The organism is Clostridium culturomicium (assembly GCF_000821305.1).
Lineage (GTDB): Bacteria > Bacillota > Clostridia > Clostridiales > Clostridiaceae > Clostridium_J > Clostridium_J culturomicium.
The window spans coordinates 1093354-1111869 of the sequence record NZ_CCXK01000017.1 but is presented as its reverse complement, the minus strand read 5'-3'; the positions used below and the strand labels follow the sequence as shown (position 1 = coordinate 1111869).

Sequence of the window (18516 nt, the reverse complement as noted above, 5' to 3'; positions counted from 1 at the left end):
AGATGAAAATAGTTGTTTGTGTTAAACAAGTACCAGATACAAATGAAGTTAGAATAGATCCAAAGACAGGAACTCTTATAAGAGATGGTGTTCCTTCAATCATAAATCCAGATGATAAAAATGCTATAGAGGGAGCTTTAGCTCTTAAAGATACTTACGGTGGAACAGTAACATTAATAACAATGGGACCTCCACAAGCTAAGGTTGCATTAGAAGAAGGGCTTGCTATGGGTGCTGATGAAGCTATCCTTATTACAGACAGAGCCTTTGCAGGAGCAGATACACTTGCAACTTCTTATGCGCTAGCTTCAGCTATAAAAGGCTTAGATTATGACATAATATTCGCAGGTAGACAAGCTATTGATGGAGATACTGCACAAGTAGGACCAGAAATTGCTGAACACCTTGGAATGCCACAAATCACATATGTAGAAGCAGTATCTGAAGAGAAACCAGGTGTTCTTAATGTTAGAAGAGCTTGGGAAGATGGATATGAGAACATAAGAGTCAACACTCCAGTTCTTTTAACTGCAATAGAGACTTTAAACGTACCAAGATACATGAATATCAGAAACATATTCTCAATGGCTAAAGAGAAGGAAGTTAAAGTTTGGACTGTAGCTGATATGGAAGTAGATCTTAACAAATTAGGTTTAAAAGGATCACCTACAAAGGTTAAGAAGTCTATGACAAAAGAAGCAAAGGGTCAAGGAGAAATCTTTAACGTTTCACCAAAAGAGGCAGCTTCAGTTGCACTTGCAAAATTAAAAGAGAAGCACTTAATCTAAGAGAGTTGGGGAGGATATTATCATGAATATAACTGATTATAAAGGTGTTTGGGTCTTTGCAGAGCAAAGAGATGGAGAATTACAAAAGGTAGCATTAGAATTATTAGGAAAAGGAAGAGAAATAGCAGATAAGCTTGGAGTTAAGCTTACAGCTCTTCTTCTTGGACATAAAAATATAGAAGCAATGACAAATGAATTAGGAGCTTATGGTGCTGATGAAGTACTTGTATGTGACCATGAGTTTTTAACTCACTATACAACTGATGGTTATGCAAAAGTTATAGCTGATGTTGTAAATATAAAGAAACCAGAAATAATTTTCATAGGAGCTAGCTTTATTGGAAGAGACTTAGGACCAAGAGTTTCTGGAAGACTTTCTACAGGACTTACGGCTGACTGTACTTCTTTAGATATCGATCCAGAAAACAACAATCTTTTAATGACAAGACCAGCTTTCGGTGGAAACTTAATGGCTACAATCGTTTGTGGAGATCATAGACCACAAATGTCAACAGTAAGACCAGGAGTTTTCGAAAAATTAGCAAAAGATACAAATAGAACTTTCACAGTTGAAGAGTTCAAAGTAGAGCTTTCTGCTTCTGATATCAGAACTGAAACTATAGAAGTTGTTAAATCTTTAAAAGAAATGATAGATATCACTGAAGCTAAGGTACTTGTATCTGGTGGAAGAGGAATGGCTAATAAAGAAAACTTTGCACTTTTAGATGAGTTAGCAGGAGTTATGGGTGGAACTGTTGCAGGTTCAAGAGCAGCTGTAGATAACGGCTGGGTTGAGAAGGCAGTTCAAGTTGGACAAACTGGTAAAACAGTAAGACCGAACATATACATTGCTTGCGGAATCTCCGGAGCAATACAACACTTAGCTGGAATGCAAGAGTCAAACTTCATCATTGCAATCAACAAAGATGCTGATTGTCCAATTATGAAAGTTGCAGATGTTGCTTTAGTTGGAGATGTAACTAAGGTAGTTCCAGAGCTTATCGCTCAATTCAAGGAAATGAATAATTAATTTTTAGTTTGAAACTTTAAAGTTGTGAAAGTAAAAACTGAATAAATAAAAATGGATGCGGAATATTTCGAGTATTCTGCATCTATTTTTATTTATAAAAGCTTTTAAAGAATATTAATATCAGGTTCACAGCACAGAATGTATTTCCTGATATACTTGGTTGACAAAGATATACCATACCTGAATAAAGAATATATATGTAAAGGGATGAATATTTTATATTTTTGACTGGGAGTAAGGGGGACTAAGGATATGAAAGGCCGGTGTAAAAAGAAGAAAACTATTATCATTATTTTATGTGTGATCATATATATGATAGCTGGTGCGATTGCGCCTTTTGTACTACAAAAGGATGTAAGTGAGAAATTTAAAAATCAGTTTGATGTTAATGAGTTTTATGGAGATGATATCTCAGTTGATAGAGCTAAAATTATTGAAACTAATGCAGAAGCTTTAAGTGAAAGATTAAGACTATTGGATAAAGCAAAGGAAAAAATTGTGTTTGCTTCCTATGACTTGCGTGATGGTGAAAGTACCAGGGATACATTGGCTGTGCTTCTTGCAAAGGCTGAAGAAGGAGTGAAAATCCAAATCTTAATTGATGGTATCAATAGCTTGATTAGAATGGAAGGAAGGAATATCTTTTATGCTTTATCAAGTCATCCTAATGTTGAAATCAAGTTATATAATCCGTTAAAAATCTTACAACCATGGAAAACACAAGGTAGAATGCATGATAAATATATTTTAGTTGATGACTTAGGATATATTTTAGGAGGAAGAAATGCACATGATTCTTTTATTGGAGGCTATGAAGCTAAAGCAACAAATATAGATAGAGAGGTACTTATATATAACAGTGCACATGGAACAGAAAAGTCAAAGGAAAGTTCTATTACAGAACTTGAAGCTTATATTGATGAGGTGTGGAATCTAAAAGAGAATGAATTGTTTCATAATGGTGAAACAGTTTCTGATAAACCTAAAGTGAAAAAGGAAAGGGAGTTTTTGATAGATCGATATGCTGAATTGCAAAGGCAATGGCAAGAATTATTTGGTGAGTATAATTATGAAGACAATACTTTAGTTACTAACAAGGTATCTATTTTATCAAATCCAACCCACATTTATGGCAAGGAACCATGGGTATTTTATTCATTAGTGGAGCTGATGAATAATGCTGAAGACACTGTTAGAATATATTCACCTTATGCAGTTTTAGATGATTATATGCTAAATAGTTTAAGAGGGATAAGTAAAAATATTAAAGATTTTAAGCTTGTCATTAACTCAGTAGAAAATGGAGATAATCTTTTTGCTTCTAGTGATTATATCAGAAATAAGAAAAAAATAATTGATACTGGAGCTTCAATCTATGAGTATGACAGTGGTGTTTCAACTCATGGTAAATCAGTAGCGGTGGATGATGATATTTCTATAATTGGTTCTTTCAACTTTGATATGAGAAGTACTTATGTTAGCACAGAATTAATGGTAGTTATTAATTCTTATGAATTAACAAAGGAACTAAAAGAGAACATGGAGCGTATGAAAAAAGACAGCCGAAAAGTTATTAATGAAAACATATATGAAACACCAGATCATATTGAAGTTAACAAAGCTAATCCGGTAAAGCGTTTTTTGTGGTGGTTCCTCGGTTTAACTATGAGTCCTTTTAGGTTTTTAGTTTAAATAATTGAATGAATTAGTTAAATTAAATCATTTTTAATTATAAAAGAATGAAAAAAATGTGATACTAATACACCTTAATTTAAGTACACTTTTGACTAAATTGAAAAAATAACAATTCTTCAAAATAGCTTATTAGTACTATTTAATGAATCTATAAAGCCTTAATATTTCATTTCATTTTTTATATAATAATATTATAAAGGATACAGAAAAGTATCCGTGAAAAATGAAAGAGGGATTATTTTATGAGAAAATTAGCATTAAGAACTGCCACGGAGGAAGATGCCCCCATGATCGCTGGCCTTATTTATGAGACGGAGGACAATCCAGATCATGTTTGGGGTCGGGGAACAAAGGACATTATTTTAAATAGGATACAGTGGCTAGTTAAAAGCAGGACATCGAGGTATTCTTATTTAAATATTAAGGTTGCAGAACTTGATGGAAAAATTTGTGGAGCCATAGTGCTTCTAGATAGTGATGAGATTGCAGGACTTGACTTTAAAACAAGCTTAAAACTTTTAACCATGATTAAGGGAGTTAAAGCAAAGGCAACCTTTATAAAAGATCTATTTAAAAGCAGGGATCTTGAAGAGGGTGGAGAGAAGGAATTATATATTGCCAACTTAGCAACAAGCTCAGAGGTTAGAGGTTTAGGAATAGGTAAAGAGTTAATGAACCTGGCTGAAAAAATTGCAAAAGAAGAAGGATATAAAGGATGTTCTTTACTTGCTAAGGATGCAAAGGTAATGAAATTCTATGAAAGAATGAACTATGTTCTTGAGAAAGAAGAAAAGTATTTTTCTCAAAGTTTATACAGAATGGCAAAAGCTATTTAATTTTTTATATAAGTTTGTGTGGAACCTATTTAGTGAAAACACTAAATTTGGTTCTATTTTTATGAAAATTTCAAAAAAATTATTAACATATTTTTGAAAATGTAGTATATATATATTATAACTCTTTGCACTGCATATAAATCTACAGTACAAACTGAGCAGGCGATGAACCGTTTGAGTTCGTGGGGCTGGGCCTTAATTGGCAGCAGATAGGCTATATAAGCATCTGTGGGACAGTAGTATGTTCCATAGGTGTATTTTTATACATTTTTGGAACATAACTTTAGAGGTTGGCGTGCCATAGAGGAATCGATAATGCTCTAGGAGCAATGGAGGTAACTTTTATGACAAATCAAAACCACACCAAATCTCATTTAGGATTAACAACGGAAGAAGCTCATGAACTGCAGAAAAAGTTCGGAAAGAATCAATTAACACCTGAAAAAAAAGATAACTTTTTTATAAAGGTTCTTCATATTTTAAGTGAACCAATGTTTATACTACTAATTGTAGCAGCAGTAATTTATTTTCTTTTAGGAGAGCCGCGAGATGGAGCAATCATGCTTATATTTGTTATTGGGATTATAAGCATAGATATTATTCAGGAATGGAAAACGGATAAAACTCTTAATGCTTTAAAGGAATTGTCGGCACCACATGTGAAGGTTATTAGAGATGAAAAAGAAACAGTTATATTAAGTGCAGATTTAGTACCAGGAGATGTGATGCTGATAAATGAGGGAGTAAAAATACCAGCAGATGGAGAGATATTTAAAGCCAGCGATTTATGTATTGATGAGTCTTCTTTAACCGGGGAAGCAGAAGGTGTTTGGAAGGTTACAGTGGAAAGTTCAAAGCCATCATCAGATTATTGGAGAAAAGATTACTGCTATGCAGGAACCTTAGTAACACAAGGTAGTGCATCTGTTTTGGTGGACAGAATTGGAGCTGCTACAGAGTATGGTAAAATTGGGACTAATGTAGCTCAGGCACCAGAAAGTCCAACTCCACTTCAAAAGCAGACTAGAGGTTTAGTAAAACTTTGCTCTGGTATAGCTGCAGCTTTATTTATTTTAGTGGCTGTATTCACATACTTTAATATTGCTGACCATGAGTTTGTAGATAGAATAATTGAAAGTATTTTATCAGGAGTAACATTGGCAATGGCTATGATACCAGAGGAATTCCCTGTGATTTTAACAGTATTTCTTTCTATGGGTGCCTGGAGATTGGCAAAGAAAAATTCCTTAGTTCATAAACTTCCTTCAGTGGAAACTTTAGGGGCTGTATCTGTGCTATGCGTGGATAAAACTGGGACAATTACAAAGAATGAAATGACTGTTACTGAGATGTGGTCCATGGATGACGATGAACTTGGCTTGTTAGAAATTATGGGGCTAGCCTGTGAAACAGAAGCTTATGATCCAATGGAAAAGGCCATGCTTTCAAAATGTGAAAAGGTTGGAATTAGTAAAGAGCATTTATTTTCAGGAAAGCTTATTACAGAATATCCTTTTACTAATGAGCTTAAAATGATGGGACATGTATGGAATCATGAAGATGAAATTATCATTGCAGCTAAAGGTTCTCCTGAAAAGATTTTATCTATTTGTAATATTGATAATAAAGAAAGAAAACTTATTGAGGATAAAATGGTTAATCTTTCAAAGGAAGGTTTGAGGGTTATTGCTGTAGGAAGGATGAAGGTAGAAAGTTCGGATAGTATTCCACAATCAATTAAAGAGTGTAAACTAACTTTTTGTGGATTGATTGGACTTTCAGATCCTCCGAGAGAGACAGTTAAAGCTGATATTGAACAGTGTGTTAAAGCTGGAATTCGAGTTGTAATGATTACTGGAGATAATGGTATTACAGCAAGTGCCATAGCAAAGAAAATTGGAATGATAAACAGTAATGAAATAATTACTGGCGCTGACCTTGACAAAATGAGCGATGAAGAGCTTAGGGAACATGTTAAAAGTGTTAGTATCTTTTCAAGGGTTGTACCAGAGCATAAAATGAGAATAGTTAAGGCATTTAAAGAGAATGGAGAAATTGTTGCAATGACTGGCGATGGAGTAAATGATGCTCCAGCATTAAAATATGCTGATATCGGAATTGCCATGGGAAGACGTGGGTCAGAGGTATCAAGGGAAGCTGCAGATTTGATTTTAATGGATGATAATTTTTCAACTATTGTTGATACCATTAAGGATGGAAGAAGAATTTACGATAATATTAGAAAAGCTGTTGGATATGTATTTACTATTCATATACCAATTGCAGCAGCTTCATTATTTGCACCATTTCTTGGTATAAATCCGTCTAGCTTGCTTCTATTGCCACTTCATGTGGTTCTTTTAGAACTTATTATTGACCCTACTTGTTCTATTGTTTTGGAAAGGCAGCCAGCGGAAGAAAATATCATGGATAGAAAACCAAGACCGGCAGATGAGAAGCTTATTAATGGTAAGAGTTTAATGGTAAGTGTTATTCAAGGTATAGTAATGTTTGCTGCATCTTTTGGTACCTATTATTTTTTATTAAAGGAGAATCCTCAAAATGCAGAATTAGCAAGAACCATGGGACTTGCAATTATCATATTTGCAAATTTATTCTTAGTTCAGGTAATCAGTTCAAAATATGATTATGTCTTCAAATCTTTTAGAATACTTGCAAAGGATAAGGTTATGTGGATTGTAAATGGAATAACGCTATTAGGTTTAATTTTAATAATTTATACACCACTTAACCAGATTCTAAAGCTCAGTGCTCTATCCCTTGAACAATTTATTTTAGCAGCTACTATAGGTGGAATATCTGTATTTTGGTATGAGATTGTAAAGTTTGTAAGATGTTTAAAAATAAATAAGCAAAGTAAAATTTGTGAAAACTGCATCTATAGATTAAATAATCAATGTAGTGGGAAGCACAATGAATGGTCGAAGCTGGAATGTATCAATAAAGTTAATGTCCGGTAATAAGTGTATCATAGATTAATAAGGGTGATTGCTTAAATATTTTAAGCAATCACCTCTTTTCTTTTAAAAGTTTTTTTATGTTTTTTCCTATAATTTTAATTCCTGTTTCGATATCATCATCACTAACTCTGCCAAAGCCAATTCTGAAGGTATCGGAAGGAGCATTATCAGCATAAAAAATGCTGCCTTCCATAAAAATAACTCCATCATTAAAGCAGAGATTTAGAAGTTCTCTTGCATTTAAGTTGTATTTTAGCTTAATAAAGATATGAAGTCCTCCTTCACCTGTTACGTATTCATAGGGAAGGTATTTATCTACCATTTTCATAACTAGATTATATTTATCCCTATAATATTTTCTAACGGTTTTTACATAGCGGTTAAAGGCTCCACTTTTTAGATAATAATAGAAAGCTGACTGATCCAAGAAAGAAGAATGAATAGTTCTACTTCTTTTTACACTTTCTAAAATATCGATAAGATCTTTATCTCCTAGAATCCACCCGATCCTAAGACCCGGGAAGAGAATTTTTGAAAGACTGCCAATATAGATTACACCATTGCCCATTCCACAAAGGGAAGCAATAGGAAGTGTTGGAGAGCTGGAATAAAGGAGCTCCTCATTAAAGCCATCCTCAATTATTGGCACAGAATAAGCCCTGAATAAATCATAGATCTCTTTCCTCCTTTGGGTTTTGGTAACAATTCCAGTTGGATTGTTATAGGAAGGAATAAGGTATCCAAATTTTGGTCTATATTTTTTAAGTGCTTCTTCAAGAGCTTCTGGATTTAAGCCGTCTTTATCCATGTCAACCTGCACTATGTTAATACCATAAGCTTCCATGATTTTTAATGCAGTGTTATGGGTGGGCTTTTCACAAAGAATATAATCACCACTTTTAGTTAGGGCACTCAATATTATATCAAAGGCTTCCGTAAAGCCGTTTGTAATTAAAAGGTCTTTATTGGTGGTATCAACACTTTTTTCTTTCATATATTCCATGAAATAGTCAATAAGAGGGGCATATCCCTTTGCGTAGCCGTAGTTTAAAAGGTTAGCTTCTTCATAGGTCCAAGCATCAAGAAGGGATCTTTTAAAATCATCAAGATTAAATAAAGATGGTTCTGGAGCAATGGATTTAAAGGAAATCATTCCTTTTTTAAAGGGTAATTCACCCTTGATGATATCCTTAGTTCTAAGAGTCTGACCATAGGAATTTATCATGGAGCTGAAGTCTATATGATAACTTTCATAACTGGGCTGCCTTTCTATAAGGACAAAGGTTCCAACACCTCTCTTTGTGGCAATAATACCTTTGATTTCTAGTTCTTCATAAGCTGAAATTACAGAGTTTCTGCTTATGTTTAATATTTTACTGGCTTCTCTTGTAGAAGGTAGCTTGCTGTTCTTTTTTAAATCTCCACGGGCAACACTTTCTTCAATGTGCCTCTGGATTTGAATATATATAGGTTCATTATTGTTAATTGTTAGAGTTGAAAAAATCAAAACAAACCTCCCTGTAAACTATTATTATTTATTTAATGAATACTCTATTATTTTATCAAGCAGCTCACTAAATCCAATATGAGCAGCTTTTGCACTTTTAGGGAAAAGTGAAGCTGAAGTCATTCCTGGCAGGGTATTTAGTTCTAAAACGTAAGGTTTACCATTACTAACTATTATATCAACTCTTGCATAGGCTTTACAATCTAATAGTTCATAAGATTTTTCAGCTATAGTTTCAATATCCTCTTTTAGTTCCTTTGGAAGTGAAGCTACTTCTTCAATTGTATCCTTACTTGCATATTTTGCTTCATAGTTGAAAAAACTGCTATTAAAACTTATTTCTAAAGTTGGAAGGGCAGCCCCATTAAGAATTGGAACAGTATATTCCTTACCATCTAAGAATTCCTCAATTAGAACTTCTTCACAATAAAGGAAGGCAGCTTCCAGAGCAGCATTTAATTCATTTTTATCATTAATTAAAGAGACACCAATGCTTGAACCTCCATTATTAGGCTTAACAATTAAAGGATATCTTAATTTAGATGAAGTTGAATCATTTAAGAAGTCAGATTTTTTTAGACATATACCTTCAGCTACATTTATACCTTCACATTTGAGTATTCTTTTGCTTTGTTGTTTATTCATACAAAGTGCACTAGTTAATGGATTGCTACCTGAATAAGGAAGATTTAAAGTTTCTAGTATAGATTGAATACAGCCATCTTCACCAAACTCACCATGCAGAGCGATAAAAACAAAATCTACATTTTTAATTTTTTCAAAAACCTCTTTCTTTGAGTTGATTATTATTGGTATTACATGATACTTGTCCTTATTTAAATTTTTAATTATTTCTTCTCCAGTTAATAAAGATACTTGTCTTTCTGAAGAACATCCTCCCATTAATACACCTATTTTCATGACATTACCTCCAAAATGTATTTTCATAATGCTTAAATTAACTTATTTTAATCTTACTATAAGTGTATTCTTTTTAATAAAAAGTGTAAGTACCAGTTCACTTTAAATTTTGGGATATAGTGGTCGAATTTTTTTGTAAAAAAAATTAATATAAATTGTCCAAATACTAATACTATACTATGATTACATTTTGAGCAAAGGAGGTCGCACATGTTTTATAAGAAAAACTTTATAGATATTATAAAAGAAACTGAAAGTTCCATGGAGGGCTTGAGCTCATCAGAAGCGGAAAAGCGACTTAAGGAGCAAGGGTTTAATGAATTGAAGGAAGGAAGTAAGGTTCCTCTTTGGAAGATGTTTTTGGACAGCTTTAAGGATCCTTTAGTAATTATTTTACTCATTGCAGCCATAGTCCAAGTATTTTTAGGCGAATGGGTGGAGTCTTTAATTATCTTTTTAGTTGTAATCTTAAACTCAATTTTAGGAGTAACACAAACTAGAAAGGCAGAGAGCTCATTAAACAGTTTAAAGAAATTATCTTCACCTAATGCAAAGGTTCTTCGTGATGGCAACAAGGTAACTTTGCCAGTTAGAGAATTGGTAGTTGGAGATGTTGTATTTCTAGAAGCTGGAGATTACATACCAGCAGACGGAAGACTTATTGAAGCTCAAAGCTTGAAGGTTGTCGAAGGAATGATAACCGGAGAAGCCGAAGCTGTAATGAAGCATACTGATGTAATAGTAGAGGATGTTGGAATTGGTGACCAACGTAATATGGTTTTCAGTGGAACTACTGTTGTATATGGAAGAGGAAAATTGGTTGTAACTCATACTGGAATGAACACAGAAGTGGGTAAAGTTGCTGCTCTTTTAGAAACAGCAGGAACAAAATCAACTCCACTTCAAGAAAAGTTAGATGAATTTGGCAAGAAGCTTGGAATATTTATTATGATTTTAGCTGCAGTAATTTTTGGTATTCAGGTATTTAGAGGTTACATGTCTGGTAATGATATGAAAACTCTAGTGTTTGATTCCTTTATGTTTGCCATAGCGGTGGCAGTAGCAGCTATACCAGAGGCGTTATCTTCTATTGTTACCATTGTATTGGCAGTTGGAACGAAGGAGATGGCCTCAAGGCAAGCTATAATTAGAAAGCTTCCTGCAGTTGAAACTTTAGGTTCAGCCAGTGTAATTTGTACCGATAAAACTGGTACATTAACACAAAATAAAATGACAGTTGTAGATTTCTTTATGTATGGAATAGAAAAGGATGAGGAACCTTCAAGTCAAGTTAAGGCTTTAAATTTAACAACTACTTTGTGTAATGATTCAGAGATTACAGAAGAAGGTAAGGAAATAGGGGATCCTACTGAAGTTGCACTATTACATTATGCAACGAAAAGAGGAATAGACTACAATGAAATTCGCGAAAAGTATGATAGATTAAGTGAGATTCCGTTTGATTCTGATAGAAAGCTTATGTCTACAGTTAACTCAATTGGTGGTAACTCCATTATGTTTACAAAGGGTGCACCGGATGTTGTGTTTAGCAGAAGTAATACTGCTTTAAATGATGGTGATTTAGTACCAATGACAGAAGAAATTTTACAAAGGTATAGAAAGCAGAATGAAAGCTTTTCTGATAGAGCTCTTAGGGTTTTAGCCTTTGCAATCAAAGATGTACCTGACATAAATTTTGTGCCATGCCTTGAAGATGAGGTTGATATGACTTTAGTTGGACTTACAGCAATGATAGACCCTCCTAGAGAACAGGTTTACGATGCTGTAAAAGAAGCTATTCGAGCTGGAATTAAAACTGTCATGATTACAGGAGACCATAAAACTACCGCTGCAGCAATAGCCAAAGATATTGGAATAATGCAGGAGGGGGATTTAGCCTTAACAGGACAGGAGTTAGATGCTTTAAGTGATGCAGAGTTAAAGAAAAAACTAGAAAAAATAACTGTTTATGCAAGGGTTTCTCCAGAAAACAAGATAAGAATAGTAAAAGCCTGGCAAGAAAAAGGCAATATTGCAGCCATGACTGGAGATGGAGTCAACGATGCACCAGCTTTAAAACAAGCAAATATTGGTATTGGAATGGGAAGTGGAACCGATGTTGCAAAAGATGCCTCTGCAATGATATTAACAGATGATAACTTTGCAACAATAGTTTCTGCCATTGAAGTTGGAAGAACCGTTTATAGTAATATTAAAAAAGCAATAACTTACTTATTCGCTGGAAACTTAGGAGCTATTATTGCAATTATATTTGCAGTTTTTGTAAATTGGGCAAATCCATTTACTGCTATTCAGCTTCTATTTATTAACCTTATAAATGATTCACTTCCAGCTATTGCTTTAGGGTTAGAACCGGCAGAAGCTAATATTATGGATCAGCCGCCTCGAGATATAAATGAAAGCATTTTAGCAGGTGGTACTTGGCAGTCTGTACTATTAAGAGGTATATTGATTGGGATAGTTGTTATCGCAGCCCAATTTGTGGGAAATCAGACATCTCCAGTTCTTGGAGCGGCAATGGCCTTTTCAACAGTAACTCTAGCTAGAATATTCCAAACACTTCCTGCAAGATCTAATAACATAAATGTATTTAAGCTTGGTTTCTTTAAGAATAGGTATGTTTTAATAGCTATTTTAATTACCCTTGCTTTATATGGAATTGTTCTTGTGCCTGGAATAAGAGAAATATTTAACATTCCAGACACATTTATGATGAAACAATTACTTATTTGTTTAGGATTAGCGTTAACTTCAACAGTTATAATGGAGTTAAGTAAATTTTTCAAAAGAGCGTAAAGTTAAAACTTAATAAAAAAAATAAAAAGGACCTATTTTAGGTCCTTTTTTCTGTAAATCTAGAAATCATCATAGTACAAACAGTATTACCGGCAGAATTCAGTAGTGTTGCAGGTGCATCAATTACTGTTGCAATTACCATCATGATGGCAAGAGCTTCAGCTGGAAAACCAAAGAGGCTGAGGATCAGCATTTCTCCAATAGCTCCGCCACCTGGAATTGCACCTACAAGGGCTCCTATTAAAAGACCTGAACCAAGAATTATTAAAAGTGAAGATGGCATTGTAATATCCTTTTCAAAGAGAACAAAAAGAAACATGATTTTATAAATACCACCTATGACAGAGCCATCCTTATGAATGTTTGTACCTAATGGTAGAAGAAGTTTTGCTAATGTATCGGATACACCCATAGCTTTTGAAGCTTCAATGTTAACATGAATACATGCTGCACTTGAACAGGTTGCTAAGGCTGTTACTGACGGAGCTGTGGCATTTTTCCAAAATAACTTTATTCCGTTTTTCCCACTTCCGATAAAAGCATATAAAGTAAAAAAAGCAATGAAGTAAATTATTGAAATAATTAAATAAAGTATAAAAACCTTTAAATATCCTTCTAGAATTTGACTTCCAAGCTGGCCAACCATATTTGCAAAGTAAGCACCAATTCCAATAGGTGCATAAAACATGATAATGTTCATTATCTTCATGCAGACAGCAGAGCTGCTATTTAGAAAAGCTTTAAAGGATGCACCCTCATCCTTAGCTGTCATTGTACCTAAACCAACTAAGATAGAAAAAATAATAAGGGCAAGAAGGTTGCTTCGGCTTAAAAGTAAAGAAAAATCACCAACGGTTAGGCTAGAAACCAGTTTTTGAAGAATATTTGTAGATTGTGCAGTAGTATCACTGGTCAAGCCTTTAAATAAATCCATGGAAAGTCCAGAGGCAGGGTTAAAAATTCTAAAACTTATAACACCAATAATACCTGCAATGATTGCAGTTAAAGCAAATACAATTATAGATATGATTAGAATTCTACCTAGCTTTCTTGAACTGGTTATATTTGCAATGGCAGATGAAATACTAAAAAAAACTAAAGGTATAAGTAAAGTAAATATTAAGTTTAAAAATATATCACCAAATGGAGCAAAAAATGCAGCTTTTGAACCCATTAGCAATCCTATACAGCCACCTACAAGTGTGGCTATTATTAGTAATAAAGAAGACTTATAGTTTTTTATAAACTTCATACAAAAACCTCCTAAAAATAATAAAAGAATCTTTACTACAATCTATTCCACATATTTACATTAAGTAGTGCATATAATGCTGATAATATTGCAAAAGGTGTTATGTAAAAATGAATTAAAACATTAAACTATGGAGAGGAGAATGGACAATGGATACTGAAATTCAAGGGGACGATTTTGAATATAAATCAGGGTATTTAAAAGAGGACTTTTTGCTTTTTCATATAAAAGATAAAGTAAATAAGGAATTTGATTTTCACTATCATGATTTTAATAAAATTATTATTTTTTTATCTGGAAAAGTTACTTATCTAATAGAAGGGAAGGCTTATTATCTGAAACCATGGGATATCCTCTTAGTAAATAATCATGATCTGCATAAACCTATAATAGACATCTCTGAACCATATGAAAGAATAATAATATGGATAAACTTAAAATTCCTCGAAGCTCATAATTATGATAAATGTGATTTGCAAACCTGCTTCAACTTAGTAAATGAAAAAAGAATAAACCTGATTCGTCTTTCTAATGATGCTGAAAATCAATTAAGGTATTTAATATCAATGTTAGAAGCTTCGCTAAAGTCGGTGGAGTTTGGAAGCAAACTTTTGAGTAAAACCATTTTTATTCAATTGATAATTTATTTAAACAGGTTATATATTGGAGAAAACTATTTGAAGGATTCAAAGGCGTTAAAGTATGATCCTCAAATAGATAATATACTGAAATTTATTAATGAAAACTTAAATAAAAAGCTTTCTATAGAGGAGTTGGCACAGAAATTTTATTTAAGCCGATATTATTTAATGCATAAATTTAAGGAAGAAACTGGTTATACCATTCATAGTTATATTAATCAAAAAAAATTAATGCTGGCCGCAGAAAAAATTCGTGAAGGGCAGGAGATAAATAAGGTTGTTTATGAGTGTGGTTTTACAGATTACTCAGCTTTTTTAAGAGCTTTTAAAAAGATGTTTAAAAAATCACCAAGGAATCTTTTAGACGAGGAATAGATATATATAATTTTTACAATATAATAAAATATTGGAAAAGATTTCGAGGTGTAATATAATAAGTATATATTTATTAGGAATTAGTGTTTTATTTTTAATTTGAAGAAGGGTGGGGGACCTTATGTCAGAATCAAATAATATAGATAAAAATATTCAAGTTGAGGTTGGAACTAGATTTTACCACTGGAGATATGGTGCAATGATGGTAACAGATATAGAGGATGAATACATTATATTAGAGGTTGAGGATTGTGATGGAATTAAGCAAGATGCTAAACTTCTTGATCCATGGAGGGGGCATTTGATGGAAAAAACAAAAAAATTCCCTAAAGCAGCTATAGATAAGTGGGTATTTAAAGTCCCAGAGAGGGTAGGAAGTTCAAAACCAGCTTATGGAGATAGAATGTTTTTAAGTGATGAAGTATTTTTAAGAAAACTTAATTCAGCCTTTAATGAAGAGTTAGTAATGGAGTGTAAAAATAATTTTGCACAATATATTGTTAAGGCAAAAGCAGAAAAAATGAATAAGGATGTACAAGTTGAAAAAGAAAATGATTCTGAAATTAATGCAAAGGAAATTGATGAGTTAGTAAAGACCAAGGAAGATTACATTATAAGAAAAGATAAAAAAGAAGAGGAATTAGCATATATAGTTAATAAATATTTAGATTATGAGATTCAGATTTCAAATCTTGAAGGTAATATTTTGAAATATAAAAGAAAAATAAGTGAAAAAGAGAAGAGAATTGTTGCAAAGGAAAATGAATTAGAAAAACTGAAAAATGAGGTTACTACTAATGTATTTAATAAAAATCAAGGAATGCTCATCGATTTAGAAGCCGAAATAAGAAGATTAGAAGAGGGAATTGATGAACTTAAAGGCGAAATTAATGAAGCAGGAAGAAATATGGAGAAGATAGGTAAAGATTTAATAATACTAGAAAATAAGAAAAACCTATTGAATAAACAAATTTCTGAGTTAACAACTAAAATAGAAAATTTGGAAAAGGATATTAAGGTGTTAACATAGTACACTTTTTATTATAAAATTATAGAAATATTTCATTATAATGTTATAATATTAGAACAACCTATGAGGAGGGATTATAATGAAATATAATACTAAGGAAATAGAAAATAATATTTTAAAATATTTAGATGAAAATAGAGAAGCATCTCCACAAAGTTTGACTAAAATAAGATTAGCGGTAGGGTTAAATGATAGTAAAGGAGATATGAGAACCATAAAAGAATGTTTAGATAATCTTATGAAAAAATCTTTAATAAGAAAACAAGCAGATAGAGGAAACTATAAAATTGAGGAAAAAGGGATAGCATATATAAACGAACAGTAAAATTTTCTTAATTTCATTTAATTAAAAAAGGTTTTCTAATTAGTAAGTTTGAATAACTAAATGAAGTATTTAGATTTTTACTGAACTTTACAGAGAAAATCCAAGAAAAGTACTGTAATATATGTTGTTCTAAGGAGGTAAGGTATGAATAAGGTTTGCATAGTTGGAAGTATTAATATGGATATGACTATAAGTTTAAAAAATTATCCTAAACCAGGTGAGACAGTTCTAGGAAAGGGGCTTACTTTATCTCCAGGTGGAAAGGGTGCTAATCAAGCTGTTGCTGCGAAGAGAAGCGGTTCCATGGTGTATATGATAGGTAAGGTTGGTAAGGACAGCTATGGCAAAGAACTTACATCAAGACTTGCAAAAGAGAATATTAATATTGAAGGTGTTTATGAAGAGACAAGGGAGGCAACTGGTACTGCAGTAATTACTGTTAATGAAGAAGGTCAGAATTCCATTATAGTAGTAGCTGGAGCTAATATGGCCATGGGAACTGAACAAATAAGGGATTGTAGAAATACAATTAGAAAATGTGATGTAGTTGTTTCTCAATTTGAAATTCCAATAGATATTATTTCTCACAGCTTTAAATATGCTAAGGATGAAAATAAAATAACAATTTTAAATCCAGCACCAGCAAGAAAAATTCCAGACAGTATTTTGAAATATACTGATATTATCATACCAAATGAAACAGAGGTAGAAGAAATTACTGGAATTAGTGTTGATACATTAGAGGACGGAAGAAGAGCAGCAAAGCATTTCTTTAATAATGGAATAAAGTATTTGATAGTTACATTAGGAGAAAAAGGTGTAATGATTTTCTCTAAGGATGAAGAGGCAGTTATTCCAGCATATGAAGTAAAAGCAAAGGATACTACTGCAGCAGGAGATTCTTTTATTGGGGCCTTCAGCAGTCAGATTAGCAGTACTAATTTATCCTTTAAAGAAGTTAAAGATGCTGCAGTTTTTGGTTGCAGAGTTGCTTCAATAGCAGTGCAAAGGCAAGGAGCTCAGACATCAATACCATATTTAAAAGAAGTAATAAAGATATACGGTGAGAATATATAGCATATTTAATTTCAGAGCTTGGATAGGCAGCGATCATGAAATTATATGGTTTGTTAAAATGAAAAAAATAGAAGCAGTTATAAATTAAAAAAGAGACAATGGAAGATAATCTATTGTCTCTTTTTTGCGTATAATATTAATTATCCAGAGTAACAACTACAAGTTCGGGTCTATTAAATATTCGAAATGGAAATAGGCTGTTGCCAAGACCTCTACTGACAATTAATGAGGTATTATTATAAACATATAAGCCTTCTGTATATTTTGGAAATAATCCTTGGTCTGGTGCAATAAGCCCTCCTATAAAAGGTAATCTTATTTGTCCTCCATGGGCATGTCCAGAAAAGACCATGTCCACCTTAGCTGATGTATAGGAGGATATAAGTTCAGGCCTATGGGAGAGTAAAATAGAAAAGTTATTACTGTCCATAAGAGAGGATAACTTTTCTTCAATATCCTTTTGAAGATTAATATTTTTATGACTTTTTAGAGTGAAGGTAATATCACTAAGGCCTATGATTGAAATAGCACTTTTGCCTAGTGTAATTTCTGAAGAACTATTATCAAGAACGTGAGCTCCTGCTTTCTCCATCTCAAGCTTTATTTGGTTATAGAAACCACTTCTAAATTCATGGTTACCGGATACATAGTACACAGGTGCAATTTTTACTGCTTCTTTTACGTAATTCATTGCTATATAAAGTTCATCTACTGAGGTCCGTCTAGAATCAATAATGTCACCGGTTATAAAAATAACATCAGGATTTATTTCATTAGTCTTTTTAATAAGATTTTTTTGTGAATCACCAAATTCTTTGTTATGCAGATCAGAAATCTGAAGTATTTTAAATCCTTTAAAGTCATCTGAGATTTGTTCGTTTCTATATTTTAATTTATTTATAGTGATAGCATTATTTTGCCAAAACAAGAAAAGAGTCAGTATTAACAGAAAGAGTATAATAAAGACTATTTTAATAAATAAATTTTTGTATTTAATTTGCTTCATATTAATATCTCCATAATTCTTTTATATTAAAGTAGAAAAATTTATAGAAAGTTATATTTAGGTGTATAAAAAAGTAAAAGTTTAGGCATGAATTAAATATTGGATAACAATGAAATTATAACATAAATTTATAGAGTTATTTGTATATTAAAAGCTGTAATATAAATAAGTAAAATGTAGAATTTAAGGTTCAAACCATATATTGACATGTAGAATTAAAAGGAGTAATATGAAA

14 protein-coding genes and 1 riboswitch are annotated in these 18516 nt (G+C 32.5%); of the genes, 10 read left to right on the top strand and 4 right to left on the bottom strand.

The features are described 5' to 3' along the window. Window positions 1–2: 2 nt before the first annotated feature. The 5 genes from BN1075_RS17630 to BN1075_RS17610 all read left to right on the top strand — a co-directional run bounded on the left by BN1075_RS17630 (window position 3) and on the right by BN1075_RS17610 (window position 7330). Window positions 3–788 (top strand): electron transfer flavoprotein subunit beta/FixA family protein, encoded by a 786-nt coding sequence (locus tag BN1075_RS17630; protein ID WP_040194607.1) that lies wholly within the window; start codon window positions 3–5, stop codon window positions 786–788. Between the two features lie 22 nt (window positions 789–810). Further along, on the top strand, window positions 811–1818 hold the full coding sequence (locus BN1075_RS17625; protein ID WP_040194606.1) for an electron transfer flavoprotein subunit alpha/FixB family protein: 1008 nt from the start codon (window positions 811–813) through the stop codon (window positions 1816–1818). A gap of 252 nt (window positions 1819–2070) precedes the next feature. After that, a complete protein-coding gene (locus BN1075_RS17620) occupies window positions 2071–3510 on the top strand; it encodes a phospholipase D family protein (protein WP_040194605.1) in 1440 nt (479 codons plus the stop codon). A gap of 245 nt (window positions 3511–3755) precedes the next feature. Next, window positions 3756–4349, top strand: coding sequence for a GNAT family N-acetyltransferase (locus tag BN1075_RS17615; protein ID WP_040194604.1), 594 nt, complete (start codon window positions 3756–3758; stop codon window positions 4347–4349). A 144-nt stretch (window positions 4350–4493) separates the two neighbouring features. After that, window positions 4494–4588, top strand: a riboswitch (NiCo riboswitch). 105 nt (window positions 4589–4693) lie between these two features. Next, window positions 4694–7330, top strand: coding sequence for a cation-translocating P-type ATPase (locus tag BN1075_RS17610; RefSeq protein ID WP_081911650.1), 2637 nt, complete (start codon window positions 4694–4696; stop codon window positions 7328–7330). Window positions 7331–7379: 49 nt separating this feature from the next. Here BN1075_RS17610 and BN1075_RS17605 read toward each other — a convergent pair whose 3' ends face one another. After that, a complete protein-coding gene (locus BN1075_RS17605; RefSeq protein WP_040194602.1) occupies window positions 7380–8837 on the bottom strand; it encodes an aminotransferase-like domain-containing protein in 1458 nt (485 codons plus the stop codon). 24 nt (window positions 8838–8861) lie between these two features. After that, window positions 8862–9758 carry a D-alanine--D-alanine ligase gene (locus tag BN1075_RS17600; protein WP_040194601.1) on the bottom strand — a complete coding sequence of 299 codons (897 nt, stop codon included), beginning with the start codon at window positions 9756–9758 and terminating at the stop codon, window positions 8862–8864. A gap of 210 nt (window positions 9759–9968) precedes the next feature. Between BN1075_RS17600 and BN1075_RS17595 the strand changes: the two genes are divergently transcribed. Then, window positions 9969–12575: a calcium-translocating P-type ATPase, PMCA-type gene (locus BN1075_RS17595; protein ID WP_040194600.1), complete on the top strand. Its 2607-nt coding sequence runs from the start codon at window positions 9969–9971 to the stop codon at window positions 12573–12575. Window positions 12576–12612: 37 nt separating this feature from the next. Here the strand turns inward: BN1075_RS17595 and BN1075_RS17590 are convergent, their stop codons facing one another. Further along, window positions 12613–13827: a dicarboxylate/amino acid:cation symporter gene (locus tag BN1075_RS17590; protein ID WP_040194598.1), complete on the bottom strand. Its 1215-nt coding sequence runs from the start codon at window positions 13825–13827 to the stop codon at window positions 12613–12615. 149 nt (window positions 13828–13976) lie between these two features. Here BN1075_RS17590 and BN1075_RS17585 point away from each other — a divergent pair, with 149 nt between their 5' ends. From BN1075_RS17585 to rbsK, 4 genes are all read left to right on the top strand, one after another. Then, window positions 13977–14843: an AraC family transcriptional regulator gene (locus BN1075_RS17585; RefSeq protein ID WP_040194597.1), complete on the top strand. Its 867-nt coding sequence runs from the start codon at window positions 13977–13979 to the stop codon at window positions 14841–14843. Between the two features lie 121 nt (window positions 14844–14964). Then, window positions 14965–15873, top strand: a complete 909-nt coding sequence (locus BN1075_RS17580; protein ID WP_040194595.1) for a hypothetical protein — start codon at window positions 14965–14967, stop codon at window positions 15871–15873. Window positions 15874–15952: 79 nt separating this feature from the next. Continuing rightward, complete coding sequence (locus BN1075_RS17575) at window positions 15953–16198, top strand: hypothetical protein (protein WP_040194594.1); 246 nt, start codon at window positions 15953–15955, stop codon at window positions 16196–16198. A 144-nt stretch (window positions 16199–16342) separates the two neighbouring features. After that, on the top strand, window positions 16343–17275 hold the full coding sequence (gene rbsK, locus BN1075_RS17570) for a ribokinase (protein ID WP_040194592.1): 933 nt from the start codon (window positions 16343–16345) through the stop codon (window positions 17273–17275). Between the two features lie 136 nt (window positions 17276–17411). Here rbsK and BN1075_RS17565 read toward each other — a convergent pair whose 3' ends face one another. After that, window positions 17412–18281, bottom strand: a complete 870-nt coding sequence (locus tag BN1075_RS17565; RefSeq protein ID WP_040194591.1) for a metallophosphoesterase — start codon at window positions 18279–18281, stop codon at window positions 17412–17414. Between the last annotated feature and the right edge of the window lie 235 nt (window positions 18282–18516).